31 protein-coding genes and 1 pseudogene are annotated in these 25,863 nt (G+C 74.0%); 16 read left to right on the forward strand and 16 right to left on the reverse strand.

All coding sequences use genetic code 11. The features are described 5' to 3' along the window. Nucleotides 1–9: 9 nt before the first annotated feature. Together Ae150APs1_RS15335 and Ae150APs1_RS15340 are read left to right on the forward strand one after the other, a co-directional pair. Complete coding sequence (locus Ae150APs1_RS15335) at nt 10–900, forward strand: alpha/beta hydrolase (RefSeq protein WP_060576401.1); 891 nt, start codon at nt 10–12, stop codon at nt 898–900. Between the two features lie 5 nt (nt 901–905). Further along, nucleotides 906–1,910: a TIGR03617 family F420-dependent LLM class oxidoreductase gene (locus Ae150APs1_RS15340; protein ID WP_249266349.1), complete on the forward strand. Its 1,005-nt coding sequence runs from the start codon at nt 906–908 to the stop codon at nt 1,908–1,910. Nucleotides 1,911–1,986: 76 nt separating this feature from the next. Here the strand turns inward: Ae150APs1_RS15340 and Ae150APs1_RS34330 are convergent. The 6 genes and pseudogenes from Ae150APs1_RS34330 to Ae150APs1_RS15370 form a co-directional block, all read right to left on the reverse strand. Continuing rightward, nucleotides 1,987–2,367: pseudogene (locus Ae150APs1_RS34330) on the reverse strand (transglycosylase family protein); the annotation flags it as partial. Nucleotides 2,368–2,786: 419 nt separating this feature from the next. Continuing rightward, nucleotides 2,787–3,179 carry a hypothetical protein gene (locus Ae150APs1_RS15350; protein WP_075298381.1) on the reverse strand — a complete coding sequence of 131 codons (393 nt, stop codon included), beginning with the start codon at nt 3,177–3,179 and terminating at the stop codon, nt 2,787–2,789. A gap of 14 nt (nt 3,180–3,193) precedes the next feature. Then, the gene (locus Ae150APs1_RS15355; protein WP_249266350.1) at nt 3,194–3,664 is read right to left on the reverse strand and encodes a class I SAM-dependent methyltransferase; all 471 of its coding nucleotides are present in this window, start codon (nt 3,662–3,664) and stop codon (nt 3,194–3,196) included. 197 nt (nt 3,665–3,861) lie between these two features. Next, entirely contained in the window at nt 3,862–4,251 is a 390-nt protein-coding gene (locus tag Ae150APs1_RS15360; protein ID WP_075298384.1) for a hypothetical protein, read from the reverse strand. Between the two features lie 9 nt (nt 4,252–4,260). Beyond that, on the reverse strand, nt 4,261–4,671 hold the full coding sequence (locus Ae150APs1_RS15365) for a DUF1707 domain-containing protein (RefSeq protein ID WP_212567213.1): 411 nt from the start codon (nt 4,669–4,671) through the stop codon (nt 4,261–4,263). Between the two features lie 60 nt (nt 4,672–4,731). Beyond that, nucleotides 4,732–5,259 (reverse strand): PadR family transcriptional regulator, encoded by a 528-nt coding sequence (locus Ae150APs1_RS15370; RefSeq protein WP_075298387.1) that lies wholly within the window; start codon nt 5,257–5,259, stop codon nt 4,732–4,734. 196 nt (nt 5,260–5,455) lie between these two features. Here Ae150APs1_RS15370 and Ae150APs1_RS15375 point away from each other — a divergent pair, with 196 nt between their 5' ends. Beyond that, a complete protein-coding gene (locus Ae150APs1_RS15375; protein ID WP_075302139.1) occupies nt 5,456–6,481 on the forward strand; it encodes an NAD(P)-dependent alcohol dehydrogenase in 1,026 nt (341 codons plus the stop codon). Between the two features lie 96 nt (nt 6,482–6,577). Next, nucleotides 6,578–6,904: a putative quinol monooxygenase gene (locus Ae150APs1_RS15380; protein WP_010241481.1), complete on the forward strand. Its 327-nt coding sequence runs from the start codon at nt 6,578–6,580 to the stop codon at nt 6,902–6,904. Nucleotides 6,905–6,975: 71 nt separating this feature from the next. On the opposite strand, the gene Ae150APs1_RS15385 is transcribed toward Ae150APs1_RS15380, so the two are convergent. Beyond that, on the reverse strand, nt 6,976–7,503 hold the full coding sequence (locus tag Ae150APs1_RS15385; protein ID WP_139316926.1) for a hypothetical protein: 528 nt from the start codon (nt 7,501–7,503) through the stop codon (nt 6,976–6,978). A gap of 357 nt (nt 7,504–7,860) precedes the next feature. Between Ae150APs1_RS15385 and Ae150APs1_RS15390 the strand changes: the two genes are divergently transcribed. The 5 genes from Ae150APs1_RS15390 (at nt 7,861) to Ae150APs1_RS15410 (ending at nt 10,796) form a co-directional block, all read left to right on the forward strand. Then, on the forward strand, nt 7,861–8,400 hold the full coding sequence (locus Ae150APs1_RS15390; RefSeq protein WP_075298393.1) for a L,D-transpeptidase: 540 nt from the start codon (nt 7,861–7,863) through the stop codon (nt 8,398–8,400). A gap of 112 nt (nt 8,401–8,512) precedes the next feature. Continuing rightward, nucleotides 8,513–9,442, forward strand: a complete 930-nt coding sequence (locus Ae150APs1_RS15395; RefSeq protein WP_075298396.1) for an SAM-dependent methyltransferase — start codon at nt 8,513–8,515, stop codon at nt 9,440–9,442. 11 nt (nt 9,443–9,453) lie between these two features. After that, nucleotides 9,454–9,927, forward strand: coding sequence for a hypothetical protein (locus Ae150APs1_RS31235; RefSeq protein WP_075298399.1), 474 nt, complete (start codon nt 9,454–9,456; stop codon nt 9,925–9,927). Nucleotides 9,928–10,095: 168 nt separating this feature from the next. Beyond that, the gene (locus Ae150APs1_RS15405; RefSeq protein WP_075298401.1) at nt 10,096–10,575 is read left to right on the forward strand and encodes an Asp23/Gls24 family envelope stress response protein; all 480 of its coding nucleotides are present in this window, start codon (nt 10,096–10,098) and stop codon (nt 10,573–10,575) included. 8 nt (nt 10,576–10,583) lie between these two features. After that, nucleotides 10,584–10,796, forward strand: a complete 213-nt coding sequence (locus tag Ae150APs1_RS15410; RefSeq protein ID WP_075298405.1) for a hypothetical protein — start codon at nt 10,584–10,586, stop codon at nt 10,794–10,796. 77 nt (nt 10,797–10,873) lie between these two features. On the opposite strand, the gene Ae150APs1_RS15415 is transcribed toward Ae150APs1_RS15410, so the two are convergent. Continuing rightward, nucleotides 10,874–11,788, reverse strand: coding sequence for a hypothetical protein (locus tag Ae150APs1_RS15415; RefSeq protein ID WP_075298408.1), 915 nt, complete (start codon nt 11,786–11,788; stop codon nt 10,874–10,876). Then, entirely contained in the window at nt 11,785–12,531 is a 747-nt protein-coding gene (locus Ae150APs1_RS15420) for a hypothetical protein (protein ID WP_075298411.1), read from the reverse strand. Before Ae150APs1_RS15420 ends, Ae150APs1_RS15415 begins: the two co-directional genes overlap by 4 nt. A 122-nt stretch (nt 12,532–12,653) precedes the next feature. Here Ae150APs1_RS15420 and Ae150APs1_RS15425 point away from each other — a divergent pair, with 122 nt between their 5' ends. After that, a complete protein-coding gene (locus Ae150APs1_RS15425; RefSeq protein ID WP_075298413.1) occupies nt 12,654–13,676 on the forward strand; it encodes a helix-turn-helix domain-containing protein in 1,023 nt (340 codons plus the stop codon). Here the strand turns inward: Ae150APs1_RS15425 and Ae150APs1_RS15430 are convergent. Then, nucleotides 13,640–14,602 (reverse strand): aldo/keto reductase, encoded by a 963-nt coding sequence (locus Ae150APs1_RS15430; protein ID WP_075298416.1) that lies wholly within the window; start codon nt 14,600–14,602, stop codon nt 13,640–13,642. The two genes, Ae150APs1_RS15425 and Ae150APs1_RS15430, sit on opposite strands and share 37 nt — an antisense overlap. 102 nt (nt 14,603–14,704) lie before the next feature. Between Ae150APs1_RS15430 and Ae150APs1_RS15435 the strand changes: the two genes are divergently transcribed. Both Ae150APs1_RS15435 and Ae150APs1_RS15440 read left to right on the forward strand, forming a co-directional pair. Then, the gene (locus Ae150APs1_RS15435) at nt 14,705–15,259 is read left to right on the forward strand and encodes a Chromate resistance protein ChrB (RefSeq protein ID WP_010223908.1); all 555 of its coding nucleotides are present in this window, start codon (nt 14,705–14,707) and stop codon (nt 15,257–15,259) included. Next, nucleotides 15,256–17,763, forward strand: a complete 2,508-nt coding sequence (locus tag Ae150APs1_RS15440; RefSeq protein WP_075298418.1) for a cation-transporting P-type ATPase — start codon at nt 15,256–15,258, stop codon at nt 17,761–17,763. The genes Ae150APs1_RS15435 and Ae150APs1_RS15440 overlap by 4 nt, the downstream gene beginning before the upstream one ends. An 87-nt stretch (nt 17,764–17,850) precedes the next feature. Here the strand turns inward: Ae150APs1_RS15440 and Ae150APs1_RS15445 are convergent, their stop codons facing one another. The 3 genes from Ae150APs1_RS15445 to Ae150APs1_RS15455 all read right to left on the reverse strand — a co-directional run bounded on the left by Ae150APs1_RS15445 (nt 17,851) and on the right by Ae150APs1_RS15455 (nt 19,812). Beyond that, nucleotides 17,851–18,243 carry a hypothetical protein gene (locus Ae150APs1_RS15445; protein WP_075298421.1) on the reverse strand — a complete coding sequence of 131 codons (393 nt, stop codon included), beginning with the start codon at nt 18,241–18,243 and terminating at the stop codon, nt 17,851–17,853. 318 nt (nt 18,244–18,561) lie between these two features. Next, entirely contained in the window at nt 18,562–18,906 is a 345-nt protein-coding gene (locus Ae150APs1_RS15450; RefSeq protein WP_083680150.1) for a hypothetical protein, read from the reverse strand. A gap of 234 nt (nt 18,907–19,140) precedes the next feature. Beyond that, entirely contained in the window at nt 19,141–19,812 is a 672-nt protein-coding gene (locus Ae150APs1_RS15455) for a hypothetical protein (RefSeq protein WP_075298423.1), read from the reverse strand. Between the two features lie 208 nt (nt 19,813–20,020). On the opposite strand from Ae150APs1_RS15455, the gene Ae150APs1_RS15460 reads away from it, so the two are divergent. Continuing rightward, the gene (locus Ae150APs1_RS15460) at nt 20,021–20,395 is read left to right on the forward strand and encodes an ATP-binding protein (RefSeq protein WP_075298426.1); all 375 of its coding nucleotides are present in this window, start codon (nt 20,021–20,023) and stop codon (nt 20,393–20,395) included. Between the two features lie 22 nt (nt 20,396–20,417). On the opposite strand, the gene Ae150APs1_RS15465 is transcribed toward Ae150APs1_RS15460, so the two are convergent. Then, a complete protein-coding gene (locus tag Ae150APs1_RS15465) occupies nt 20,418–20,807 on the reverse strand; it encodes an ATP-binding protein (RefSeq protein WP_075298429.1) in 390 nt (129 codons plus the stop codon). A 226-nt stretch (nt 20,808–21,033) separates the two neighbouring features. Here Ae150APs1_RS15465 and Ae150APs1_RS15470 point away from each other — a divergent pair, with 226 nt between their 5' ends. Further along, complete coding sequence (locus Ae150APs1_RS15470) at nt 21,034–22,080, forward strand: alcohol dehydrogenase catalytic domain-containing protein (protein WP_075298432.1); 1,047 nt, start codon at nt 21,034–21,036, stop codon at nt 22,078–22,080. A 46-nt stretch (nt 22,081–22,126) separates the two neighbouring features. On the opposite strand, the gene Ae150APs1_RS15475 is transcribed toward Ae150APs1_RS15470, so the two are convergent. Together Ae150APs1_RS15475 and Ae150APs1_RS15480 are read right to left on the reverse strand one after the other, a co-directional pair. Further along, entirely contained in the window at nt 22,127–22,834 is a 708-nt protein-coding gene (locus Ae150APs1_RS15475) for a thioredoxin domain-containing protein (protein WP_139316929.1), read from the reverse strand. Between the two features lie 73 nt (nt 22,835–22,907). After that, nucleotides 22,908–23,285 carry a hypothetical protein gene (locus tag Ae150APs1_RS15480; RefSeq protein ID WP_139316930.1) on the reverse strand — a complete coding sequence of 126 codons (378 nt, stop codon included), beginning with the start codon at nt 23,283–23,285 and terminating at the stop codon, nt 22,908–22,910. A gap of 112 nt (nt 23,286–23,397) precedes the next feature. Between Ae150APs1_RS15480 and Ae150APs1_RS15485 the strand changes: the two genes are divergently transcribed. Both Ae150APs1_RS15485 and Ae150APs1_RS15490 read left to right on the forward strand, forming a co-directional pair. Further along, the gene (locus Ae150APs1_RS15485) at nt 23,398–23,799 is read left to right on the forward strand and encodes a metalloregulator ArsR/SmtB family transcription factor (RefSeq protein WP_075298438.1); all 402 of its coding nucleotides are present in this window, start codon (nt 23,398–23,400) and stop codon (nt 23,797–23,799) included. Next, nucleotides 23,792–25,822 (forward strand): cation-translocating P-type ATPase, encoded by a 2,031-nt coding sequence (locus Ae150APs1_RS15490; RefSeq protein WP_075298441.1) that lies wholly within the window; start codon nt 23,792–23,794, stop codon nt 25,820–25,822. The genes Ae150APs1_RS15485 and Ae150APs1_RS15490 overlap by 8 nt, the downstream gene beginning before the upstream one ends. Nucleotides 25,823–25,863: the final 41 nt, after the last annotated feature.

The following is a 25,863-nucleotide window of genomic DNA, read 5'->3' on the forward strand; positions in this document are numbered from 1 at the left end:
GTGCGCTACATGAGCGGGACCGAGACCTTCACCTTCTCCGGCCGGGACGGCACGGCCGTCACCGCCTACCGGTGGCTCCCCCACGACCGGGAGGAGGTGCGGGGGATCGTCCAGCTGACGCACGGGATGGGCGAGCACGCGCTGCGCTACGTCGCGCTCGCCGCGGCGCTCACCGGCCGCGGCTTCGCCGTGTACGCCCAGGACCACCGCGGTCACGGCGCCACCGCGGGCGGGCCGGAGGGCTACGGCGTGCTCGGTGACGACGGCTGGGACCAGCTCGTCGCCGACATCGGCGTGCTGTCCGCGCAGGCCCGCGAGGAGCAGCCCGGGGTGCCGCTGGTGCTGCTGGGGCACAGCATGGGTTCGTTCGCGGTGCAGCAGTACCTGGTCGCGGACGCGCCACCGCCGGACGCCGTGGTGCTGTCCGGCACCGCCGTGCTGGACCTGATGGAGCAGGGGCTCGACCTCTCGGTCCCGATGGACCTGTCGTCGTTCAACGCGCCGTTCGAGCAGCGCACCGGCTACGAGTGGCTGTCCCGTGACACCGCCCAGGTGGACGCGTACGTCGGCGACGCGCGCTGTGGCTTCGGCATCGACCTGCCCGGCACCCGCGCGATGTTCGAGCGCGCGCGGCCGCTCGCCGACGCCGGAACGCTCCGGCGGATCCCGGGCGGGCTGCCGGTGCACGTCGTCGTCGGCGACGAGGACCCGGTGAACGGGGGCCTGGCGCTGGTCCGCCCGCTCACCGAGCGCTACGCCGCGGCCGGGATGCACGACGTGACGCTGCGGATCTGGCCGGGTGCCCGGCACGAGGTGTTCAACGAGACGAACCGCGACGAGATCGTCGCCGAGCTGCTGACCTGGCTCGACCGCGTCGTCCCCGACACGAGGAGCCACTAGTGCGCGTGGACACCACCGGCGGGTTCTCCGCCGGTCCGCTCGAGACCGAGACGACCGCCGTCGAGGCGGAGAAGGAGGGCTACGACACCCTCTCGGTGCCGGAGACCTCGCACGACGCGTTCGTCGCGCTCGGCCTCGCCGCGCGGGCGACCAGCCGGATCCGGTTGCAGTCGGCGATCGCGGTCGCGTTCGCCCGCAACCCGATGACGCTCGCGTACCAGGCCAACGACGTGCAGCTGGTCTCCGGCGGGCGGTTCGACCTCGGCCTCGGCTCGCAGGTGCGTCCGCACATCGAGCGCCGGTTCGGGATGCCGTGGAGCAGGCCCGCGGCCCGGATGGAGGACTTCGTCCGTGCCCTGCGGGCGATCTGGGACGCGTGGGCGACCGGCGACCGGCTCCGCTACAAGGGCGAGTTCTACTCGCACACCCTGATGACGGAGTTCTTCTCGCCGGGCCCGAACCCGCACGGCCCGCCGCCGGTGATGCTCGCGGCGGTCGGGGAACGGATGACGGAGGTGGCCGGCCGGGTCACCGACGGGCTGCTCGCTCACTCGCTGACCTCGCCGTCGTACCTGGCGGAGGTGACGCTGCCCGCGCTGCGCCGCGGCCGCGGGACCGACGACCTGACGGGGTTCGACGTCTGCCTGCCGGTGTTCGTGGTGCTCGGCGCGGACGCCGACGCCCGGGCCGCCGTGGAGGCGGGGGTGCGCCGGCAGATCGCGTTCTACGCGTCGACGCCGCCGTACCGTCCGGTGCTGGAGCACCACGGTCGCGGCGAGCTGGCCGACCGGCTCAACAGGCTCTCCCGGCAGCAGGCCTGGGACGAGATGGCCGGGCTGGTCGACGACGACGTGCTGGACCTGTTCGCGGTCTCCGGCCCACCGGACGCGGTCGCCGCGGGTGTGGTCTCCCGCTACGGGGACCTGGTGGACCGGATCTCGCTGAACACGCCGTACGACGCCGATCCCGCGCTGGTCCTCGACGTCGTCACCCGGCTGCGCGCGGCCTGACCACACGGTCCTGCCGCACGACGACGGGCGGCGACCGTGGAGGTCACCGCCCGTCGCAGCAGGGGTCTTACGCCAGGCCCAGCTTCTTGGAGCAGGCCGGCCAGGCACCCCAGCCCCGGCCGTCGAGCACCTTCTCCGCGACGCGGATCTGCTCGGACTTGCTGGCGTTCTGCGGCTTGCCCTTGCCGCCGTAGGCCTTCCAGGTCGACGGCGTGAACTGCAGGCCGCCGGAGAAGCCGTTGCCGGTGTTGGTGGTCCAGTCGCCACCGGACTCGCACTTGGCGAGCTTGTCCCACGTGGAGGTGGAGACGGACTGGGTCGGGGCGGTCGCGGCGGCCGGGGTGACCGCGGCGGTGGTCTCGGGGGCGGCGTTCGCGGTCCCGGCCAGGGCGAGCGGAGCCCCGAACGCCAGGATGCCGGCCGTCAGAGTTCCAACAAAACGCCCAACGATGGACATGCGCGTGCTGCTCATCTGATTCACCTGGTTCCGGACCCACGACTTTCCGGGCGGGCCGGCCGCGCGGGGAGCGCCGTCCGGTTTCACGCGAGGGATCGCTCGCGGCCCGCGGCCCCGTCCCGCCCGAAGCAGGTCGACTACCCGGAAACCGTGGGACGGGGCCGTCCTGGCGTGGCGGTTCCGGCGTTGTGGTGTTCGCTCCGACCTCGGGACGGCCGAGAGCGACATCGAAGGTCGCCGAAAGTGCGAGATCGGGTCAAGCCGGGCCCTCGTGACCTATCACACGGAAATAACGGGAGTTGACATATCCGCTGGTCACAACCACATTTCAATGGTTACGAACGATCAACGCAGACCGCTGTTGCTTTCGATACGGAGATGTTCCGGCGGTTCCGGTGCCGTGGCTTACACCGCGGTGACTAGGTGCGGGTGGGGGTCCCGTCGACCTTTCGGAGCGTGAAGACGGCGATCCGCACTACCATCGCGTCCAGCAGCAGCGCGCCGAACGCCCACGGGTCCAGCCACGCGGTCCAGGTCTGCCCCTGGGCGAGCACGACCAGCCCCGGGACGAGGAACAGCGCGACCCCGAGCCCACCGGCGACGGCGGACGCCAGCAGTGCCGGTCCGTCCGCCCGCCGGATCACCAGCGCCAGTGCCGCGATCGCGGCGATCGCCACCACGCCGTCGAGCACGGCGATCAGGGGCGCGGCGGACCCCACCACGGCCACCAGCCGCGCGTGCACCAGGACGGCCAGCGCGAGCAGCGCGATCAGGATCCGGCGCCCGACGACGGGGCCGCGGTCGGAACTCATACCGGACAGTGTGGCTACCGCACCCGCAGCACCAGCAGCCGGCAGTCCACCTGCTGGCCGGAGCGGTACGGGGCGATCTCGATCGAGACCGCCTCGAAGACGTCGGCGGCGGCCAGCCGGTCCACCTCGGCCCGGTAGCCACCGTCCTCCCAGACGTCGTCGAGCACGGTGGCGACCAGGTACCCGCCGGGCCGCACGACCCGGGTGAACTCGCCGATGGCGGACGGGCCCACGTGGGCGTGGGTGAGGGTCCCCACGCAGACGACGACGTCGTACCGGTCGTCGGGCAGCTCCAGCGCGGCGGTGAGATCGGCCTCACGCAGGTCGCGGTAGGCGCCGGTCGCGCGGGCCCGCTCCAGCATCCCGGGCGAGAGGTCGAGCCCGTCGACGGTGCCGACCCCGCGCTCGCGCAGCGCGACACCGACCAGGCCGGTGCCGCAGCCGGCGTCCAGCATCTCGCCGCCGGTGCCCGCGGCGGCGACCACCGCGTCGGCGGCGACCGAGGGGGCGACGTAGCCCTGGGCGTCGCCGGTGAGGTCGGCGTCGTAGGTGGCGGCCCAGTCGTCGTAGAGCGCGCGCGTCGTCCGGGCCGGTCAGTGTGTAGGCGCGTTCCAGATGGGGGTCGCCCCCGGTGCTCGTGGCCATCCACCGATCATCGTCGATGGGCGGCGTCGCTGTCAGGTCACCGGCGCGGCCGGTCGGCGGTGAGGATCGACAACGCGCACAGCGCACCCCAGCCCGCGGCGACCATCGTCGCCTTCTCCCGGGCGTCGCGGTCGGGCAGCTGCGAACCGAGCACCGCGAGGTCGGCGACGTCCGCGCCGACCCGGACCGCGACGGCCGTCTTCAGCGGGGTTCCGGCCGGGGCGAACAGCATCGCGAGCCCGGACGCCAGGTCGCGGCCGCCGATCGCCATCGTGAGGGCCCGCTGCCCGGCGTCGGGCCGCTCGCCGTCGCCGAGCAGCTTCGTCGGGCGCAGGAACAGCTCCGGCTTGGCGGTGATCGCCACGCTGTAGGCGGCGGTGGCCGCGCCGAGCAGGCGCGGGATCCAGGTCAGGTCGCGTCGGGCCATGGACCCGGTCTACCCGGTCCGGCCGTGCCGCACCCCTCCGCACGGGAACACCCGGGCACCGGTCAGCGTGCCGAGCGCCAGCAGCGCGCCCCACGGGCCGATCACCCAGACCGGCCAGAAGTACCCACCACCACCCGCGACGGCGACGGCCGTCCAGATCAGGAGGCAGATCACCGCCGTCACCGCCCACGGCCCCCAGGTCGCGGCGAGCACCGTCCGGCGGACGCGCGCCTCCCGCTCCGGGTCGGGCAGGTGCGGCAGGTCCGCCCGCACCGCGTCGAGCTCCGAGCGGGTCCGCGCGGCGGCCATCCGCTCGCTGCGCTCGGTGAACTCGGCCAGGTCGAGCCTGCCCGCTCCGACGTGCCTGCCGAGCTGGGCGATGGCGCGCTCCCGCTCGTCGTCCCCGATCCGGATCTCCACCACGACTCCGCCTCCCGTTTGGATAGTAGAACTATCCGCTATCCGACGTCGGAGCACAAGTCAGAGTTCGTCCAGGAACCTCAGCGCGGCCTCCGCCGAGACCCGCCGCCACGCCACGAGCGCGCAATCGAAGTCGTCTGCACCCGCCTGCTCCTCCCGCAGCGCGACGACGATCGGCTCCAGCGCCTCCCGCTGGGCGGCGACGAGCGGGGCCGGGTCGGCGCCGCGCCGGTGCCGGATCGCGAGCTTGAGCAGGAACTCCGACCGCAGGTCCCGCACGTGCGGGACCGGGGAGAGCAGCCAGGCGTCGACGAGCCCGCGCCCCTCGGCGGTCGAGGCGTAGAGCGTGCGGGGCGGCCCGCCACCGGTCTCGACAGCCTCGGCGGTGATCAGCCCGGCGTCCACCAGTCGTCCGATCGCGCGGTAGACGACCGGGCGGGGGATCTGCCAGACCCGGCCCAGCTCGCCGTCGGACGCGGTGAGCGCGGCGACCGCGAACCCGTGGACGGGCCGCTCGGCGGCCACGGCGAGGACCGTCCACTCCGGAAGCCCGAGCCGGTGTCGGCCCTGGTCCGCGGCGTGTCGCATGGGGTCAGCCTAGGACCCCGCGGGAGCGCCGGGTGACCTGTGCCGCAGAACGATTGCGCACAACCATTCCCGGGTAGCCATGTGACGATGCGGCCCCTCGCGAGCCGCCACCGACATCACCGCGGCGATGACGCCCAGTCGTACGCCAGCACCCGATCCCCGTGTGGAGGAAACCGTGCCCACCACCGTGCCCGCCATGACGACCGCAGGCCCGAACAAGCCCTTCGAGCGCGGCACCGTCGAGCGCCGCGACCCGAAGCCGCACGACGTCGTCATCGACATCGCCTACGCCGGCATCTGCCACTCCGACATCCACCAGGCCCGCGACGAGTGGGGCGAGGGCATCTACCCGATGGTCCCGGGTCACGAGATCGCCGGAACCGTCTCCGCGGTCGGCAGCGACGTCTCCCGCTACTCGGTCGGCGACCGGGTCGGCGTCGGCTGTTTCGTCGACTCCTGCCGTGAGTGCGAGAACTGCCTGGCGGGCGAGGAGCAGTACTGCCTCAAGGGCGAGGTGCAGACCTACAACTCGCAGCACTACGACGGCGAGTTCACCTACGGCGGCTACTCGACGCAGATCGTCGTCGACGAGAACTACGTGCTCGGCATCCCCGAGGGCGTCTCGCTCGACGTCGCCGCACCGCTGCTCTGCGCCGGCATCACGCTCTACTCGCCCCTCAACCACTGGAACGCCGGCCCCGGGAAGAAGGTCGCCGTCGTCGGGATGGGCGGCCTCGGCCACATGGGCGTCAAGATCGCCAAGGCGATGGGCGCCGAGGTGACCGTCCTCAGCCGGTCGCTGTCGAAGGAGGAGGACGGCAAGCGCTTCGGTGCGGACGCCTACTTCGCCACCGAGGACGAGGCGACCTTCGAGACGCTGGCCGGCACGTTCGACCTGATCGTCAACACCGTCGCGGCACAGATCCCGGTCGACGCCTACCTGGGCCTGCTCAAGCTCGACGGCTCGATGGTCAACGTCGGCGTCCCGGAGGGGAAGCTCGAGTACCACGGCTTCTCGCTGGTCGCGGGCCGCAAGAGCCTGTCCGGCTCGAAGATCGGTGGTATCCGCGAGACCCAGGAGATGCTGGACTTCTGCGCGGAGCACGGCCTCGGCACCGAGATCGAGACGATCTCCTGCGACGACGTGGACGACGCCTGGGAGCGGGTCGTGAAGGGCGACGTCCGGTACCGCTTCGTGATCGACACGAAGACCTTCTCCTGATCAAGGGCCGGGCGTCCACGATTGAGACGCCCGCACGCGGCCGGTCCGTGGAAAGATTCCGCCGACGTTCCCGACGACCGTGAGCCGGAGGCCACAGTGATCCTCATCGTCCTCAAGGCGCAGATCCGGCCGGACAAGCGCGCCGAATGGCTGTCCGGGATCTCCGAGTACAAGAAGAACGTGAACTCGGAACCGGGCAACATCTCCTTCGACTACCACGAGAACTTCGAGAAGGAGAACGAGTTCGTCATCGTGGAGGTCTTCCGCGACAGCAAGGCGGGGGACGAGCACGTCAAGACCGACCACGCGCAGAAGTTCTTCGACTTCATGGGGACCGTCGTCCCCGAGAAGCCGCTGATCAACTTCCAGAGCGAGGACGGCAAGGACGCGTGGGTCGAGATGGGTGAGGTCACCCCGCACTAGACACCCGGCCGCACGCACACGACGACGCCGGTCGTCCCCACCGCGGGACGGCCGGCGTCGTCGTGTGTGGGTCAGGTGCCCGAGGTGGTCCCGGAGTCCGTCGCCGCGCCCGCGCCACCGGTTCCGGAGCCGCCGGTGCCCGAACCGCCCGTGCCCGAACCGCCCGTGCCGGAGTCCGCGCCGGAGTCCGCGCCCGAGCCCGTGCCGGAGTCCCGGGAGCCCGAGCCGCCGTCCTGCGGGGCGGACGTCCCGGGCGGGCCGCCGGCCGCGCCACCCGGCCCACCGGGGCCACCGCCCGGGCCGCCGGGTCCGCCGAACAGCGACCCGGCCAGTGCGCCGAGCGCCACGCCGGCCACCAGCGCGATGCCCGCGATCAGCGCCGTGATCCGGACGCCGACGGTGCGCCGCGCCCGGCCGGCCTTCCCCGACCCGGCCGCGGCCGGGGCCGTGCCGCCGTCCTGCGGTGAGCCGGGGCCGGGCTCCGCCGCCTCCCCCGGCCCGGGCTGCCCACCGGCGGGCGCGGACCGGTCCGGCCACCGCAGGACGGCGGTCTCCTCCGTGGCCGGCGTGGCCCGGTCGTCGCGGGTGGTCGGGCTCATCGTGTCCTCCGTGGATCCGGGCCGGGTGTCCCGGCCGCTCGTGATCCAGGTTCCGGGCACATCCCGCGGATCCGGTGTGCACCGGCTGTGCGCCGGGTGTGCATCCCGGGCTGCTCCGGACGGCGGGCACCGGACGGGACCGAACAGGACCGGACAGGACCGGCCCACCGGGCGATCCGGATGATCGGGACGGGAGCGCACCGCCGCCGGGACGCCGTCCGCGGACCGGCAGACTGGGCACGCACGCCGATCTTTACGTCACGCAACCCCGGGGCGGCCCACGCGTCTCCTCCTGTGACGGATCGACCACGCGGCGTCGCCACCCCCGGGCGACGCGGACGAACAGGAGCACCTCCCATGGACACCGACCGGCAGCGACCGCGCCGTCTCGCCGCGCTGGCGCTCGGCGTCGCCGGCGTCGCGCTGGCGGGCAGCGCCGCAGCGGGCTCCCCGGCCGCCGACGACGCCCGCGCGCAGCCCCTCGTCCCCGGGACCCCGTGCTCCGTCGCGGCGAAGGCCTGCGTGGACCTCGAGTCCCAGAAGTCGTGGCTGATCCAGGACGGCAAGGTGATCCGCGGGCCGATCGGCATCTCCTCCGGCGGGAACGGGCAGGAGACCCCGGTGGGGCACTCGCTGCGCGTCTACCGCAAGGAGGCCGAGCACAAGAGCCAGGAGTCCCGCACGGCCGACGGGCGCCCGGCGCCGATGCCGTGGTCGGTCTTCTTCAACGACGGCGGCATCGCCTTCCACAGCGGCGACCCCGACCGCTCCTCGGCCGGCTGCATCCACCTCCCGGACGCCGACGCGAAGGCGTACTTCGACTACCTGCAGATCGGCGACCAGGTGCAGGTCGTGAAGGCCTCGGAGGAGGCGGCGGCCCGCAAGGGCACGCCCTGACCGCGGTCACCCGATCACCGCATCGGGGGTTGCTCCGGCGAGTGGAGTAACGAACGGACCGGTCACCGGCGACACACCGGGCGTGACCGCTCCCCAGACCCCGGAGTGCCCGATGGCAGACAGCCAGTCCACCCGCCCGTCGCCGGTCGATCTCGCCCGCCGCGTCGTCCGCATGACGCTCAGCGGGTGCGCCCGCGCCGCCGCCGCGCCGGTGCGCCGGATCGCCCGGGCCGGCCGCCCGGAGACCGACCCCCGCTGGGCGGACCTGACCTGGATCTGGCAGCCCGGCTGGGGCCGGCGCACGCACGACCGGCTCTACAGCCGTCCCGACCCGTACGCGATCGGCGTCAACCCGTACGAGCAGCAGAAGTACGGCACGGTGATGGACACCCTGAGCGGGCGCCGGTTCGAGCGGGTGCTCGAGGTCGGCTGCGGCGAGGGCGACCTGTCGGTGCGGCTCGCCTCGCACGCCGACGCGCTGCTCGGCGTGGACATCTGCGACGCCGCCGTCGAACGCGCCGCCGTCCGGGTGCCCTCCGCCGAGTTCGCCCGGCGGACGATGCCGCGGGAGATGCCCGAGGGCACCTTCGATCTCATCGTCTGCACCGACGTCCTCTACTACTGGGAGCCGGTGACCCTGCGGGTCGGCACGACCGCGCTGCTCGACCGGCTGCGTCCGGGGGGCACGCTGCTGGCGTACCACTACCGCGGCGACTTCGGGCAGGCCGGCACCGCCGACCGGGTGCACGACGCCCTGCGGACGGCGGCCCTGCAGCGCGGCTTCGACGTGCCGGTGCACGAGCACCGTTCCGGCGTCGGCCCCGGCGGAGCCGGCGTGCGGTTCGGCGTGATCACCGCGCCGGTCCCGGTGGCGGACGACGCCCTGCGGAACGTGCCCGCGCCGCGCCGAGACCGACGCCCCGACCGGCACGCCACTTTCCTGAGCATCGGGTTACCCCGTCCGCCGGAGCGTGCACTCCGCCGGGCGGGGGTTCTCGTCAGGGCGACGCGGACCTGTCCGGAGCAGCCCGTCCCCCGTTAGCGTCAGCGGGCATGACGGTCAACGCCGACGGTCCCGCCGACATGTCGGACGCGCAACGGGTGGTGACGATCCCCGAGCTCAGCGCGCCGAGCTACCTGCAGGCCGTGCTGTCGGTCGCCTACCGGGACGAGCGCAACAGCGTGCCGCTGACGGTCGCCACCTCGGCCGGCCTCGTCTTCGGCAACGCCGTGCACCCCGCCAGCTGGCTGCGACGGCTCGGCGAGCAGTTGCGTCACCTCACCCAGAGCCACGCGCGCAACGAGTCCGCCGAGGCGATGGTGCAGATGTTCCTCGACATGGCCGAGGGCCGGGACGGCGACCGGCCCGGCGCCCCCATCCCGGTCAAGGACATCCGGTGGATCTACTTCACCGACGCGCTGATCGTGCCGACGTCGGCGGCCGCACCGAACTACACCGAGCCCGCCTGCTGGCAGATCGCGATGCGCGACGTCACCGGCTGGACCATCGGCCTCCCCCCGGAGTAGAAGGTGTGACGACCGTCACGCTGCTTTCCGCGTGAGGATCCCGCCCCCCGGTGCCTCCCACAGGTGTCGGACGGATCGGCGGGGCAGGACGGCGCGACCCCGGCCCCGCTCCGTCAGCCCACACCGGCCCGGCGGATCCCGGGCCCACGAAACGCGGAGGCGCACCCCATGAGCACCGGCACCGACACGAAGGCTCCCGCCACGACCGGCACCACCGGCACCCCGTCGGCGCTGCAGTCCGAGCACGGCAGCACCCGGATCGCCGAGACCGTCGTCTCGAAGATCGCCGGGCTGGCCGCGCGCGAGGTCAACGGCGTCCACGCCCTCGGCGGCGGCGCCGCACGCGCGTTCGGCGCGCTGCGCGAGCGCATCCCGGGCGGTACGACCAACGCCTCGCAGGGCGTGGCCGTCGAGGTCGGCGAGAAGCAGGCGGCCGTCGACATCAACATCGTCGTCGAGTACGGCGTCTCGATCGCCGACCTGGCGAAGGCCATCCGCCGCAACGTCATCACCGCCCTGGAGCGCATGACCGGCCTGGAGGTCGTCGAGGTCAACATCTCGGTCGACGACGTCCACCTGCCGACCGACGAGCCGGCCGAGGAGACCCAGCCGGCCAAGAAGATCGAGAACCCCGCCCGGGTGTCGTAAGCGGACCGGTGACACTCGGCGCCAACGCCCGGATCGGCCTGTTCGTGGGCCTGCTGCTCGCCATCGCCGGGATCGCCGGCGGGTTCGAGGGGTTCGTCGTCGCGCTGCTGCTCGGGGCGGCCGGGCTGCTCACCGGGCGCTGGCTCGACGGTGAGCGGGACCTCGCCGGACTCGTCGAGCGCTCCGGCCTCACCGGCCGCGGCTCCGACCGGGGGCGCTGACCCCGCACGACGCGACGGGCCCGGCCCCGGAGGAGGCGATGTGCCGCTCCGGGGCCGGGCCCGTCGTGTGGGGTCGCTCAGCGGGAGCGGTCGACGAACGCGGTGCCCGCGATGCGCAGGCCGCTGCCGCCCGCCATCCGCATCAGGCCGGCCATCGCGATCACCAGACCGAACATCTCGCAGCTCTCCTCGGCCCCGGCGAGCACGGAGTAGCCGAAGGCCTGGACGTCACCGGTCTGCTCGAACAGCGCGCCACCGGCCGACTCGAGGCCGACCGAACCGAACAGGAACAGCGCGGCTCCCGCGATCACGATCCAGGCACCGGGGCGCCGCAGGATCATCGGCAGGCACAGCGCCGCGACGACCGCGACGGCCACCACGGCCACCACGGCCACCACGGCCACCACGGCCGGGATGATCCAGGCGTAGGTCAGGAAACCGCTGGTGCCGAAGGTGGTGTGGATGATCCAGCCGACCTGCTCGTGGTTCGCGGCGGTCTCGTCCATCGCGACCACCGCGCAGGACACGCTGAGCAGGATCCACTTCCACCGCTCGCGGCGCACCGAGTTCGCAGCGATCAGCGCGAGGATGCCCGCGTTCACCAGGTGCATCGCCGAGCTGAGCCAGGTCGAGATGTTCAGCTCGTTGCCCAGCCGGATCGCCGCCGGGATCTCGAAGCCGGGCCGGCCGATCCCGTAGACCGCGGCCGCGAAGTGCGCGAACACGAGCACGGCGGTGAGCCCACCGGCGACCTTCACGACGCTCGACGGGCGCAGCAGCGCCAGGTGCGGGGCCGCGGCCGGCGCCTCGGGTGCGGGTGACGGCTCGACCGGTGCGGGTGACGGCTCGACCGGTGCGGGTGACGGCTCGACCGGTGCGGGTGCCGCCGCGGACGCCGGGCCGGACCGCCCGACGCGCGGGATCACCTCGGTGGCCGGATCGTCGTCGGCATTGCGTGACTGCTGACGGTCCAGGTGGTGCTGGGCGGTCATGTCCCCTCCTCTGCGCGGCCGGACCCCCCGATCCGGACGGATGCCCCGGCGGTCCTGGTCGGCCCCGACGAGAAGCAGAAGGCTACGGGTGGTCGTCGGGAGACCGACCGCCAGGTGGCTGGAAGGTAAACGATCGAACACCCCGTCGGAAACGGCCGCGCCGCTCGGCGTGTGCCACGGCTCAGCCGAAGGTCGCCCAGAGGACCAGTGCGGCGAGGACCGCGTCGAGCACCCCGCAGAACTCCGCCAGGGAGCGTGAGACCACCCGGCCGGTGCGGTGGTGCCACAGGTCCCCACCCGGCGTGCCCGAGCAGTCCCGCCGCGACGATCAGGCCCGCGACCTGCGGCGACGCCGTCGACGCGGCGAACACGAGCCCGCCGACCGCCACCAGCACCCCGGCCTGCAGCGGCATCCCGCCGGCGGGCCGGAGCGCACCCCGCACGAGCCCTGCGACGAGGAGGGCCCCCGCCACCACGAGCATCGCCGGCACCGGTTCGACGCCCGGGACGAACCGGGACACCGCGATCACGACGAACGCGAGCCAGAACATCGGCCAGGCCGCGCCGGGCCGGCCGAGCGCCGCCGCGCCGAGGTACACGAACCCGGCCGCGACGAGGACCGGGGCCGCGCCGTCGGCGGCGGCCGCGCTCAGGACGGCGACGACGATCCCCGCCACGGCGGGCCAGCGATTCACGAACCGCCGCGCGGCGGAGCGGCCGGTGGACGTGGTCGTGGCACTCATGGGGACCTCCTCGGATCGGATACCCCCCAGGGGTAGCGCGGCCGGCGACCTGGCGGCGGCGGCCCGGGCGATCCCGTCCGTTCCCCTGGGGTTCCGGTCCGGAACGACCTACTCTGCGCACCGTGGAGGAGCGTGCCGTGCTGGTCGTCGTCTACGACGGCGTCGAGCCGCTCGACGTCACCTCGGTGACGAGCACCCTGACCATGGCGAACCGGCACCGGGCGCGACCGCCGTACCGGGTCACGGTCGTCGGCCTCGACGGTCCGGTCGTGCCGTGCGACGGCGGGATCGAGCTCGTCGCGCGGACCCGGCTGGCGGACTGGGACGAGCCGGTGGACACGGTCGTCGTCTCGGGCGGCACGGGACACACCGTCGCCGCCGGGGACCGGGCGGCCCTGCACCACCTGCGCCGGGTCGCCGGGGCCGCGCGGCGGACGGCCAGCGTCTGCACCGGCGCGACGCTGCTGGCCGCGGCGGGACTGCTGGACGACCGGACGGCCACGACGCACTGGCGGTTCGCCGCCGAGCTCGCCGCGCGGTTCCCGCGGGTCACAGTGGACCCGGACCCGATCTTCCTGCGCGACGGCGACGTCGCCACCTCCGGCGGGGTGACGTCGGCGCTGGACCTGACGCTGTCGTTCGTCGAGGAGGACCACGGGTCCGAGCTGGCTCGGCGGGTGTCCCGCGAGCTGGTCACCTACCTGCAACGCCCCGGCGACCAGGCCCAGGCGAGCATGTTCACCTCGGCCCCGCGGACCGACGACGCGCTGGTCCGCGGCCTCCTGGAGCACGCCACCGCACACCCCGGCGACGACCTCGGCGCCGGAGCGCTCGCCGATCGCGCCGGGGTGAGCACCCGCCAGCTGAACCGGCTGTTCGCCGCCGGGCTCGGCGACTCCCCTGCCCGGGTCGTGCGCCGGATCCGGGTCGAGGCGGCGGCCCAGCTGCTCGCGACCACCGACCTGCCGCTGTCACAGGTCGCCCGGCGCTCGGGGCTCGGGTCGGCCGAGACCCTGCGGACCGCCTTCACCGACCGGTACGGGCTCTCCCCGTCACGGTTCCGGGCGACCCGGCGGCGGCAGGCACCGCCCGGTCAGGCACCGTCCGATCAGGACCAGGGGCGCGCGGAGCGGGTCGCCCAGTAGCTCTCCGGCTCCTCGGCGAGCGCGGCCAGCTCCTCCTCCGCGCCGGGCGGGAGCGTCGCGAGTGCACCGGCCACGTTGGACTCCAGCTGGGCCGTCCCGACCGGTCCGAGCAGCACCCGGGTCGCCCACGGGTTCGCCAGCGCCGCGGCCACGGCGAGCCGGTCCAGCGGGACGCCGGCGCGGTCGGCGAGCGCCGCGGCCGCCCGTGCGCCCGGAGTGCCGTCGTCCCCGCCGGGGGCCAGACGTCCGTTCGCGAAGACCTCCTTGAGCAGCACGACCGCGCCGGCGTCGGCGGCCTCGGCGAGCGCGGGCCCGACCGACGGCTCGAGCGGGTTCCAGGTCGACTGGAACGAGGTGAACAGCGGCTCCCCGTCGACCCGGACGTCGAGGGCCCGCCGGACCGCCTCGCCTTGCGCCGGTCCCGAGGTGGAGATCCCGACCCGGACGCCCGCGTCGCGCAGGTGCGCGAGCGCGCGGTGCACGCGGGTGTCGTCGAGGACGCCGGTGTCCAGCGTCGCCGAGTGCACGTGGTAGACGCCGAGCCGGTCGCCGAGCAGCTCGTGGGTCTGCGCGTACTGCTCGGTGAACGCGTCGAGCGAGTGGTCCTTGATCTCGTGCTTCTCCGCGTCCATCCGCCAGCCGCCGACGTAGCGGTACCCCCATTTCGACCCGATCTCGACGTCGTCGATCTCCGGGTGGCCGGCGAGCCAGCCGGCCAGGAACTCCTCACCGAGGCCGTAGGAGCGGGCGACGTCGAGGTAGCGGATGCCCGCGGCGTACCCCGCGTCGAGCAGCTCGTGGGTGCGGGCGCGCAGGGTGGCGACGTCGCGGTCGTCGCCGAGACCGGACGCGCGGCCGGACGTGATGTAGGCGGGGCGGGCGATCGCGGCGAGGCCCAGGCCGAGCCGGGACACGGGTCGGGACATGGGGACAGCGTGCCCGCCCGCACCTACGGGCGCGCACACGGGAGCCGGCCCGGACGAAACACCTGTTGCATTGATCTTGACGTGGTCCGTAGCGTCTCGGACATGCCGACCGAGGGCTGGGTCCTCCTGCTCGCCCAGTTGCCAGCGTCCCCGTCGAGCCCACGGGTGACGCTCTGGCGGCGGGCCCGGGCCGCGGGCGCCGTCGGCCTGCAGAACGGCGCGTGGGTGCTGCCCGCCACCGACGAGCACCGCGAGTTCGTGGAGCGGCTCGCCGGTTACGTGCGCGAGCACGGGGGCACGGCCTACACCCTGCACGCCGCGGCCCACGAGGACGACGGCATCGTCGCCCGGTTCCGGGCCGAGCGCGCCAAGGAGTTCGCCGAGTTCGCCGAGCGCGGGAACGCGCTGCTGGCCGAGCTCGAGAAGGAGACCCGCAAGGACAACTTCTCCTTCGCCGAGCTGGAGGAGAACGAGCAGGACCTCGACCGGCTCACCGGGTGGATCGCCAAGATCGGCGCCCGCGACTTCTTCCCGGACGAGCACCTCAAGGAGGCCGAGTCCCTCCTCGACCGCTGCCGCCGGGCGCTCGACGCCTTCACCGCGGGCGTCTACCGGGCCGAGGGCGTCGCGCCCGACCTGCCGCCGCGGCCGGAATGAACCCGCACACCGCGACCGGGACGACGGTCGCGGGCGACCTCGGCACCGACCCCGCCTCCGGACTGACCGCGGCGGAGGCCGCCGCCCGGCTCGTCCGGCACGGCCCGAACCGGCGGGTCGCCCCGCGCCGGGTGACGTTCCTGAACGTCCTCGCGGACGAGATCACCGAGCCGATGATGCTGCTCCTGGCCACCGTCGCCGTGCTCTACGGCGTCTGGGGCCGGGTCGAGGACACGGTCGCGATCGTCGTGATCATCTCCGCGGTCGTGCTGGTCGAGGTGTTCGCCGAGTTCCGCGCGAAGTCGGTGATCGCCGCGCTGGGCACGCTGACCGCGCCGACCACGCCGGTCGTGCGGGACGGGCGGACGGTGTCGGTCCCCACCGAGGAGGTCGTGCCCGGCGACGTCGTCCCGCTGGCCACCGGCGCCCGGGTGCCCGCCGACCTGCGGCTCACCGAGACCTGGGGCCTGCGGATCGACGAGTCCGCGCTGACCGGCGAGTCCGTCACCGCGACGAAGGACGCGACCCGGATCGTCGACGGCGACGCCGACCTCGGCGACCGGGCGAACCTCGCCTTCGCCGGGACGACCGTCGCCGCCGGCCGTGGCCGTGGCGTCGTCGTCGCCACCGGGACCGAGCTGGGCCGGATCACCGGCCTCGTGGTCGCCGCGAAACCACCCCGCACCGCGCTGCAGCAGGCCATGCGGGAGCTGTCGAAGGCCCTCGCCACGCTCGCGATCGGGTTCAGCGTCCTCGTCCCGCTCGTCGGGGTGCTCACCGGGCAGCCCTGGCGGGAGATGGTGCTCACCGGGCTGACGCTCGCGTTCGCGACCGTCCCCGAGGAACTGCCGATCATCATCAGCCTGGTCCTCGGTCTCGGCGCCTACCGCCTGTCCCGCCGGCGTGGGCTCGTCCGGCGGCTGCGGGCGGCCGAGGCGCTGGGCACGGTCACGGTGATCGCGACCGACAAGACGGGGACGCTGACCGAGAACCGGATGACGGTCGCGCGGACCGTGCCGGTCGACGTCTCCTCCGACGAGCTCGTCGCCCTCGGCGCCGTCTGCACCGATGCCGTGCCCGAGCGGGGCGGCGGCTGGTCCGGCGACCCGACCGACGTCGCGTTCCTCGTCGCCGCCGAGGCCCGCGGCCTCGAACTGCCCGGCGACCCGGTCCGGCGGTTCGCGTTCGACCCGGCCCGGGAGTCGATGACGGTCGTGCTCCCCGACGGTCTGGTGGTCACCACCGGGTCACCGGAGTCGGTGCTCGCCCGGTGCCTCCCGGAGTACTCGGCGCTGCTCGACCGGGCGGAGCGGATGGCCGCCGGCGGCCTCCGGGTGATCGCGGTGGCGACCCGGCGGGCGTCGACGCTCCCGGACGACGCCGAGGAGGCGGAACGCGATCTCGTCCCGGCCGGGCTCGTCGGGCTCGCCGACCCGCCGCGGGCCGGGGCCGCCGGCTCCGTCGCCGCCGCCCGGCGCGCCGGGATCCGGGTCGTGATGGTGACCGGCGACCATCCGGCGTGCGCCCGCGCCGTCGCCGCCGAGGTCGGCATCGACACCGCGACGCTGCTGACCGGGCGCGACCTCGACCGGCTCGACGACGAGGCCCTCGCCGACGCCGCCGCCCGGACCTCGATCTACGCCCGGGTGACGCCCTCCCACAAGCTGCGCCTGGTCGAGGCGCTGCAGGCCCGTGACCAGGTCGTCGCCGTGACCGGCGACGGCGTCAACGACGCCCCGGCGCTGGCCCGCGCGGACGTCGGGGTCGCCATGGGCGCCTCCGGTACCGACGTCGCCCGCGACGCCGCGGACCTCGTCCTGGCCGACGACGACGCGGCCACCCTCACCCGGGCGCTGCGCGAGGGCCGCACGCTGCACGACAACCTGCGCAAGGGCGTGCGGTACTACCTGGCCTGCAAGGCCGGCCTGGTGGCGACGGCGGCCGCGGGGGTGGCTGCGGGGTTCGCGGTCCCCTTCGCCCCGATCCAGATCGTGGTGCTGGAGATGTTCATGGACATCGCGGGCAGCGCCACGTTCGCCGCGGAACCCGCGGAACGCGACTCGATGGACCGGAAGCCGCGCGACCCGGCCGCACGCTTCCTCGACCGGCCACTGGTCACCGACCTCCTGACCGGCGGGGCCTCGCTGTTCGTCGCCGTCGGTGGGCTGTACCTGGTGGCCTCGTTCGCCGATGCCGCGACGGCGACCGCGCAGACCCTGGCCTTCGTCGGCTGGCTCTCCGGCTACCTCGCGCTGGCCTGGGTGATGCGGACCGAACGCACCCCGCTGCTGCGGGCCGGGCTGCTGTCCAACCGGTTCCTCCCGGTGTGGACGGTGGTCACGGCCGTCGCCGCCGTCGTGATCATGACGGTGCCCCTGCTGCGCGACACGCTCCGGCTGGTTCCCCTCACCGGCCCGCAGTGGACGGCCGCGGTGCTGGTGCCGGTCGTCGCGGTGTCCTGGATCGAGGTGCGCAAGACGTTCCGGGCGCGCGCGGCGGCGTGACCACCCGGGCGACCGGCCCCGGACACGCGAGTGCCCCCGGGACCGCACTGTCCCGGGGGCACGTCGGCGAAGCTCGCCGGGGCGTGATCAGCCGATCGAGTCGCCCGAGCCGGAGGCCTGGCCGCAGCTGTCGGACTGGTCGGTCGCCGAGTCGCCGGACTTGGTCTTGGCGTCGCCCGCGATGCCCAGGGCACCGGTCAGGCCGTTCAGCAGCGCGCCGTCCTCGACCGGCACCTGCGCGCCCAGGACGTTGACCGGGATGTTGTTGTTGCAGATCTGGATCGGCACGTTGACGTTGTTGCCGCTCAGACCCGAGACGAGGCCGCCCTTCGAGTCCTTGTCGATCACACCGCCGTCGTGGCCCTGGTGCTTGGCGTCCTTGCTGCTGTCACCGGCGTAGTCGCCGGCGAAGGCCAGCGGGGAGATGGCGAGCAGGGAGGCGGCGGACGCCGCGACGATGATTCCGGCCTTCTTCAGCACAGTTCTTCTCCTGATGAGTCTCGGAGTCCGTGCGAAGACGGCCCCGGCTACCTGCCGGCACGCTGACAAAAGGGGGGAGCCCGTACCGGCTACGAGCGAATCTAGCTACCGCCAATGATCAGCACAATTTGTCTGCCACCATCGTGCGAGCACTATTACTTTCCGTCCGGTTACTGCGACGATCGGGTCGTCCTGCTCCGGACGAAACACCCCGGATCGCCCCGGGAACTACACAGGGTCACAGGGCCGGGGGTGACCCCCGGCACACGTACGCCCCCGGGACCGAGGTCCCGGGGGCGTACGAGAGATCCGGGAGGATCAGCCGCCGATGGCGTCGCCGGCGCCCGACTCCTGCCCGCAGGTGTCGGACTGGTCGGTGGCCGAGTCGCCCGACTTGGCCTCGCCCTCGCCCGCGATGCCGGCGCCGCCGGTGAGGCCGTTGCCGCCGGCCGCGTCCTCGACCGGGACCTGGACGCCCAGCACGTTGACCGGCACGTTGTTGTTGCAGGCCTCGACCGGCACGTTGCCGTTGTTGCCGTTGGCGCCCGCGACGAGGCCCTTGGCGTCCTTGTCGATCTCGCCGCCGGCGAAGGCCAGCGGGGACAGCGCGAGCAGGCCCGCGACGGAGGACGCGGCGAGGATGCCAGCCTTCTTCTTCAGCACAGTTCTTCTCCTGATGATTGCAGGGCCGTTCGACCCCAGGCTCCTGCCGGCACGCTGACAAATGGGGGAGCCCGTACCGGCTGCAAAGAACGTAACCGTCGGAAACGTGCTGTTCAAACCGTGCAACACCATCGAGGGTGCACATTACTTTCCGTATGGTTACTCACCTTTTCGGTGCGGATCGCCGAACCCGGCACCTGCGCGCGACGGGCGGCAGCCGTCGCGGAGCCGTCATCAGAAGTTCGTCCACAGGGTCTCGACATCGAGCACCCGGTTCCGGCGCAGGGTGAGCGTCCGCTCCACCGCGGCGAGCGCGCCCGCGAGGAGGAGCCCGGTGTTGAGCCAGTACGGGAGGTGCACCGGCGAGGTGAAGGTCCCCACGAGCTCGGCGACCCGGTCGATGCCGGTCACCAGCTCCAGCGCCTGGGGAACGGCGAGGACGAGGTTGACGACGAGGACGGCGATCGCCACCCGCCCGATACCCCGGCTGAGCCGCGGGTTGCGGTGGTGCAGGCGGCCGCGCAGGTGCTCGAGGGTGCCGGGCACCGGCGCGAGCCGCTGTTCCGTCCCGTCGTGGCCGACGAAATGGACGCGTCCCATCCCGTAGAGGGAGACCTCGACCTCGACCACCCCGCCGTGGACGGGGAACGACGCCGGCAACTCGGCCTCCGCCGCGCGCCGGCCGTCCACGTAGAGCACCGGGGACCCGTCGCCCTCGCCGGCGTCGACCTCGACCGTGTACCGGACCGTGCCGCCGTACGGACCGGGCCGGGCAATCTCGTACAGCATCCGGTGCAGCACGTCGCGCCGACGGACCGGACGCAGTCCCTCCCCGCGCGCGGGGCCGGTGCCCCAGCCGTCGCCGGCCGGGTGCGGCGGACGGTCGTACGGCTCGAACGCGGTCATCGCGCCTCCCGGGTGCGGCTCGCAGGGTCGGTCACGTTCCAGGAAAGACCGTGCCGTCGCGGCACGGTCAAGCCCTTCACCACGAGGACCGGTCCTCCCCGCTCCGCGCTGCCGATCGGTGACGGGGCGGGGAGACTGGTCCCGTCGGCGCACGACGAACGGACGGGCGGCATCGTCCTGCGCCCGAGCCGACGGACAGAGGAGCGACGTGGCCGAACCGGGCGCCTCCGCGGCCTCGCTCCGCAGGCAGGGGTGCGAGGTCACCGAGCTGCCCGCCGTCCGGCGCTGGCTGCGCCGGCGGCTCCCGGACCGCGGGCGTGCGACCGACGCCGAGCTCGTCGTCACCGAGCTGGTCGCGAACGCGGCCGACCACGGCGGCGGCGCCAGCGGTCTGCGCATCACCGTGTCCGAACAGGACGGTGCCCACATCGAGGTCGACGACGGCGACCCGTCGGCGATGCTCACCGTCGGGCACTCCCGGCTGGGCGGTTACCGCGGCAAGGGCCTCGCCATCATCGACGCCGTCGCCTCCTGGGGCGTCGTCCGGACCCGGACGGGGAAGACCGTCTGGGCCGAACTCTGAGCGCCGTCACCGCGGACGGCGCTCAGGCGGCGAGGCGGGCCCAGACCGTCTTGCCGTCGGGGTGCGGCGCACAGCCCCAGCTCTCCGACAGGCCGTCGACCAGCTGCAGTCCCCGTCCGCGAGGTGCCGTGGTGTCCACCGCACGGATCACCGGGGCCCCGGCGGACCGGTCCCGGACGGCGACGGACAGGACGTGCCCGATCAGTTCCACGACCAGGTCACAGCGCGTACGGGCGTGGTCGACGACGTTCGCGACGAGCTCCTCGACGACGACGAGCGCGTCGTCGACGACGTCGGGGCCGAGGTCCCATCGGGACAGCGCCCCGCGCAGCTCGCGGCGCACCCGGCACGTGCTCTCCTCGGACGGCACGCACACCCTCCGGCGCAGACGGCGCTCCGCACTCCGGATCATCCCGCACCCCTTCCCCCGACCTCGGATCCCGGGTTCCCCACCGCTGCGACACGGAAACGCCGGGGCGGTACCCACAGGCGGACGTGCCGGCCGGGTCCGATCCGCCGATCGACGGGTCGCCGGGCCGGGCCCGCGGAGCGGTACCGGTGACCGTCGCGGCTCGGGACCCTCGGGTGGGCCGACGCGGTCGGCCGTCACGCGAGCCTGCGAACAACGGAGTGAGCAGATGAAGGCACTCGTCTACCACGGTCCCGGCAAGAAGTCCTGGGAGGACGTCCCGGACCCGACCGTCCAGGACCCCACCGACGTCGTCGTGAAGGTCGACACCACCACGATCTGCGGGACCGACCTGCACATCCTGCAGGGCGACGTCCCGGCCGTCACCGACGGTCGCGTCCTCGGCCACGAGGCCGTCGGGACCGTCACCGCGGTCGGCGACGCGGTCTCCGGGTTCGCGGTCGGCGACCGCGTCCTCGTCCCCGCGATCACCCAGTGCGGACGCTGCGAGTACTGCCGGCGCAGCATGCCCTCGCACTGCCGGACCGTCGGCGGCATCGGCTGGATCTTCGGCCATCTCATCGACGGCACCCAGGCCGAGTACGTCCGCGTCCCCTTCGCCGACACCTCCCTGCACGCCGTACCGGAGGGTGTCACCGACGAGCAGGCGATCTTCCTCGCCGACTCGCTCCCGACCGGCTACGAGGTCGGCGTGCTCTCGGGCCGGGTCCGGCCCGGGCACACCGTCGCGGTCGTCGGCGCCGGCGCGGTGGGGCTGTCGGCGGTACTGACCACCGGCCGGTGGGGCGCGTCGAAGGTCATCGCCGTCGACTCGGACAAGTTCCGGCTGGAGAAGGCGCTCGAGTTCGGCGCGCCCGACGCCGTCGACGTCGGCCCGGGGACCGTCGGCGACGTCACCGCGCTGACCGACGGGCTCGGCGTCGACGTCGCGATCGAGGCCGTCGGCTACCCGGAGACCCTGCTGACCGCGGCGTCGCTCGTCCGTCCCGGCGGGACGATCGCCAACATCGGCGTGCACGGCGCCCCGGTCGAGCTGCCGATGCAGGACATGTGGATCTCGAACGTCACCCTCACCATGGGCCTGGTCGACACCGTGTCGATCCCGACGCTCCTGACGATGGTGGCGAGCGGCCGGATCCCGGCCGAGAAGATGGGGACGCACTCGTTCACGTTCGACCGGATGGACGAGGCGTACGACGTGTTCGCGAACGCGGCCGCCCACCAGGCGCTCAAGGTCGTGATCACGCCGGGCTGAGCCGGCCGGGCCCGGCAGCGTCGTCGCGGCTGCCGGGCCCGCACCGTCAGCCGGCCAGTGCCTCGTCGAGCGCCGTCCGGAGGTCGTCGAGCGACCGCGGTTCGAGCATCCGGCCGTTCACGAAGAACGTCGGCGTGCCGCGGACGCCGAGGGCGAGCCCGTCCCGGCGGTCGGCCTCGACCCGCTCCGCGGTGGCCGGGTCGGTGTAGTCGGCGTCGTAGCGGCCCATGTCCAGGCCGATTCGCTCGGCGTAGCCGCGGAACCGGTCGTCCATCGGCACCTGCTGCTCGCCCCACTCGGTCTGGGTCTCGAACATGAGCGCGTACATCGCCTCGTGCCTGCCCTGCCGGGCCGCGGCCTCCACGGCCCGGGCGGCGCGCTCGGCGTTGACGTGACTCGGCACCGGGAAGTACCTGAGGACGACGTCGACCCGGTCGCCGTACTCGGCGCGCAGCTGCTCGACCGCCGGGTACGCGGCGCGGCAGGCCTCGCACTCGAAGTCGAGGAACTCGACGAGATCGACGGTGGAGCCGGGCGCGGTCGACAGCCGGAGGCTGTCCTCCCGGGAGGCGACGGCGGCCGCCTCGGCCTCGGCCCCGGTGCCGGCCTCGGTGCCGGCGAAGCCGCCGCGGGTCACGGCGAGCAGGACACCGACCGCGACGACGAAGACGGCGACGAGGGAGAACCTCAGGTTGGACAGCCCGCCGGGCCTCGGCGCGGCAGGGGTGGATCGCGTGCGGATGATCGGAGACACGGAATGCCCTTCGGGGCTGGGCGGCGCGCGGGCCGCGGACGATCGGACGACACGGACGGGACGCTCGGTCCGGTCAGTTCCGATCGACGCAGAGCACCGTCACGGGTTCGCGCACCGCGAGGAGCTCGACCGGCCCGGACGGCCGGACGGGCACCACGGGGGGTACCGCACGCGCGGGGGCGGGGCACAGCGGCAGCACGGCCGCCGGCGTCCGCGGGGCGTCGAGGGCCCGGGCCGTGGAGTCGTCGGTGCCGTGGTCACCGGTCGGGCCGTGCTGGCAGGGATGGTCCTCCGCGCACCCGGCGTGCCCGGCCGGGTGTTGCTCCACGACCGCCACCGGGACCGCACCGGTCCCGTGACAGGCCACGAGCGGGCCGAGCACGACGTGGGCGAACAAGGCCAGCAGGACGACGACGAGGGCCGGTCCGGGGCGGTACGTGGGTCGCCGCACGGTGCCCGTCACCCTCCCGCGGTCGCGTCCTGTGCGGGCCGACCCTAGCGACCGCCGCTCCACCACCGCGGCATGCCTGTAGAAACATCCGTACGAGTATTAGTATGTCCGCGTGACCGAGGACGACACCTGCGAGCTCCTGTGCCTGGACCTGCCGCACGCCGAGCGGATCCGGACCGCGCTGCCCGGGCTCGCCGCGCTCGAACCCGTCGCCGGGCTGGCCCGCGGGCTCGGTGACCCGACCCGGCTCCGTGTGGCGCGGGCCCTGCTGGCCGGCGACGAGCTCTGCGTGTGCGACACCGCGTGGATCGTCGGGTCCTCGCAGGCCCTGGTCTCGCACCACCTGCGTCGGCTCCGCACGGCCGGGATCGTCGCCTCCCGCAAGGACGGCCGGATGGTCATGTACCGACTCACCGGCCGCGGCCGGGCCCTGCTGTCGGTCCTGTTCGACACCGACACCGACGCAGACGCCGGCACGGGCACCGGGCTGCCGTCCGGAGCGGGCCGTGGCTGACGCGTGCTGCGACCCCGGGCCGGACGACGAGGCGCCCGCCCGCCTCCGGGACGTCCGGGAGCTGCGACCGGCCGCGGTGGCGGCGGCGCTGCTCGTCGTCGCGCTGCTCGTGGGCCCGGTCCTCGACGGCCCGGCGCCCCTGGTCACCGGCATCGAGCTCCTCGCCGCCGTGGTCGCGGCGTCGACGTTCGTCCCCGGCGCGCTGCGCGCCCTGCGCCACGGCCGGATCGGCGTCGGCACCCTGATGACGATCGCGGCGGTCGGCGCCGTCCTCCTCGGCCGGATCACCGAGGCCGCGCTGCTCGGGATCCTGTTCTCGATCGCCGAGGGCCTCGAGCACCACGCCGTGGCGAAGACCCGGCGCGGGCTGCGCGCGCTGCTCGCACTCGTCCCACCGACCGCGTCCGTGCTGCGGGACGGGCGCGAGGTCACCGTCGCGCCCGGCGACCTCGTCGTCGGCGACGTCCTGGTCCTGCGCCCTGGCGAGCGGGCCGCGACCGACGGCGTCGTCCGGGCCGGGCGCACCAGCCTCGACACCTCGGCCGTCACCGGCGAGTCCGTGCCGGTCGAGGCCGGGCCCGGCGACGTCCTGCACGCCGGGACGATCAACGGTGGCGGCGCGGTCGAGGTCGACGTGACCGCGCCGGCGTCGGACAGCTCGCTGGCCCGGATCGTGCACGTCGTCGAGGAGGCACAGGAGCGCCGCGGCTCCGGCCAGCGCCTCGCCGACCGGATCGCCCGGCCCCTCGTGCCGGGCATCATGGTGCTCGCCGCCCTGGTCGCGGCGACCGGTGCACTGCTGGGGGACCCGGCGCTGTGGATCGAGCGGGCGCTGGTGGTGCTCGTCGCCGCGTCGCCGTGCGCGCTGGCGATCTCGGTGCCGATGACCGTCGTCGCCGCGATCGGCGCCGCCGGCAGGCAGGGCGCACTGGTCAAGGGCGGCGCCGCGCTGGAGGAGCTCGGCCGGATCCGCGCGATCGCCCTCGACAAGACCGGCACGCTGACCCGGAACGAGCCCGAGGTCGTCGACGTCCTCGCCGTGCCCGTCGGGGACCGCGCCGACGTGCTCGCCTGCGCCGCCGCGCTGGAGTCCCGCAGCGAGCACCCGCTGGCCCGCGCGATCCTCGGCGCCGCGGGCGGACCGGACCGGCCGGTCACCGTGCGCCCCGCCGACGACGTCACCGCCGTCGCCGGTCACGGGCTCACCGGCACCCGGGACGGGATCGCGCTGCGGCTCGGCAGGCCCGGCTGGATCGGACCGGGCCCGCTGGCCGACGACGTCGCCCGTCTGGAGGGCGAGGGCGCCACCGTCGTGCTGGTGGAACGCGGCGGGACGCTGCTCGGCGCCGTCGCGGTCCGCGACGAGCTCCGCGACGAGGCACCCGAGGCCGTCCGCCGGCTCCGTGACCTCGGCATCGAGGTCGCGATGCTCACCGGCGACAACCGGCGCACCGCGGACACCCTCGCCCGGCGGGCCGGCATCGGCACCGTGCACGCCGAGCTGCGGCCGGAGGACAAGGCCGCCCTGCTGCCCGTCCTCGCGGGCGGGCGGCGCATCGCGATGGTCGGCGACGGCGTCAACGACGCCCCGGCACTCGCCACCGCGGACGTCGGCATCGCGATGGGCGCGATGGGGACCGACGTCGCGATCGAGACCGCCGACGTCGCGCTCATGGGGGAGGACCTGCGCCACCTCCCGCAGAACCTCGCGCACGCCCGGCGTGCCCGCCGGATCATGCTGCAGAACGTCGGCCTCTCGTTGCTGATCATCGGCGTGCTCGTGCCGCTCGCGGCCGTCGGCGTGCTCGGCCTGGCCGCCGTCGTCGTCGTGCACGAGGCAGCCGAGGTCCTGGTGATCCTCAACGCCGTCCGGGCCGCCCGGACGACCGCGCTGCCCGGTCTCACCGTGACGCCGCGCGTCGACGGCCCGCACCACGTCACGGTCGCGCCGGGGCCCGGCCCGGCCGACCCCTGCTGCTCCCCGGAGCCGGGGTCCCGCCGTGGGGGACCGGCCCGGCGGTGACCGTGCGGGCGGGAATGCCCGCCGGCAGGAGCGGGTTGATG

The organism is Pseudonocardia sp. Ae150A_Ps1 (assembly GCF_001932315.1).
Taxonomy (GTDB): Bacteria; Actinomycetota; Actinomycetes; order Mycobacteriales; family Pseudonocardiaceae; genus Pseudonocardia.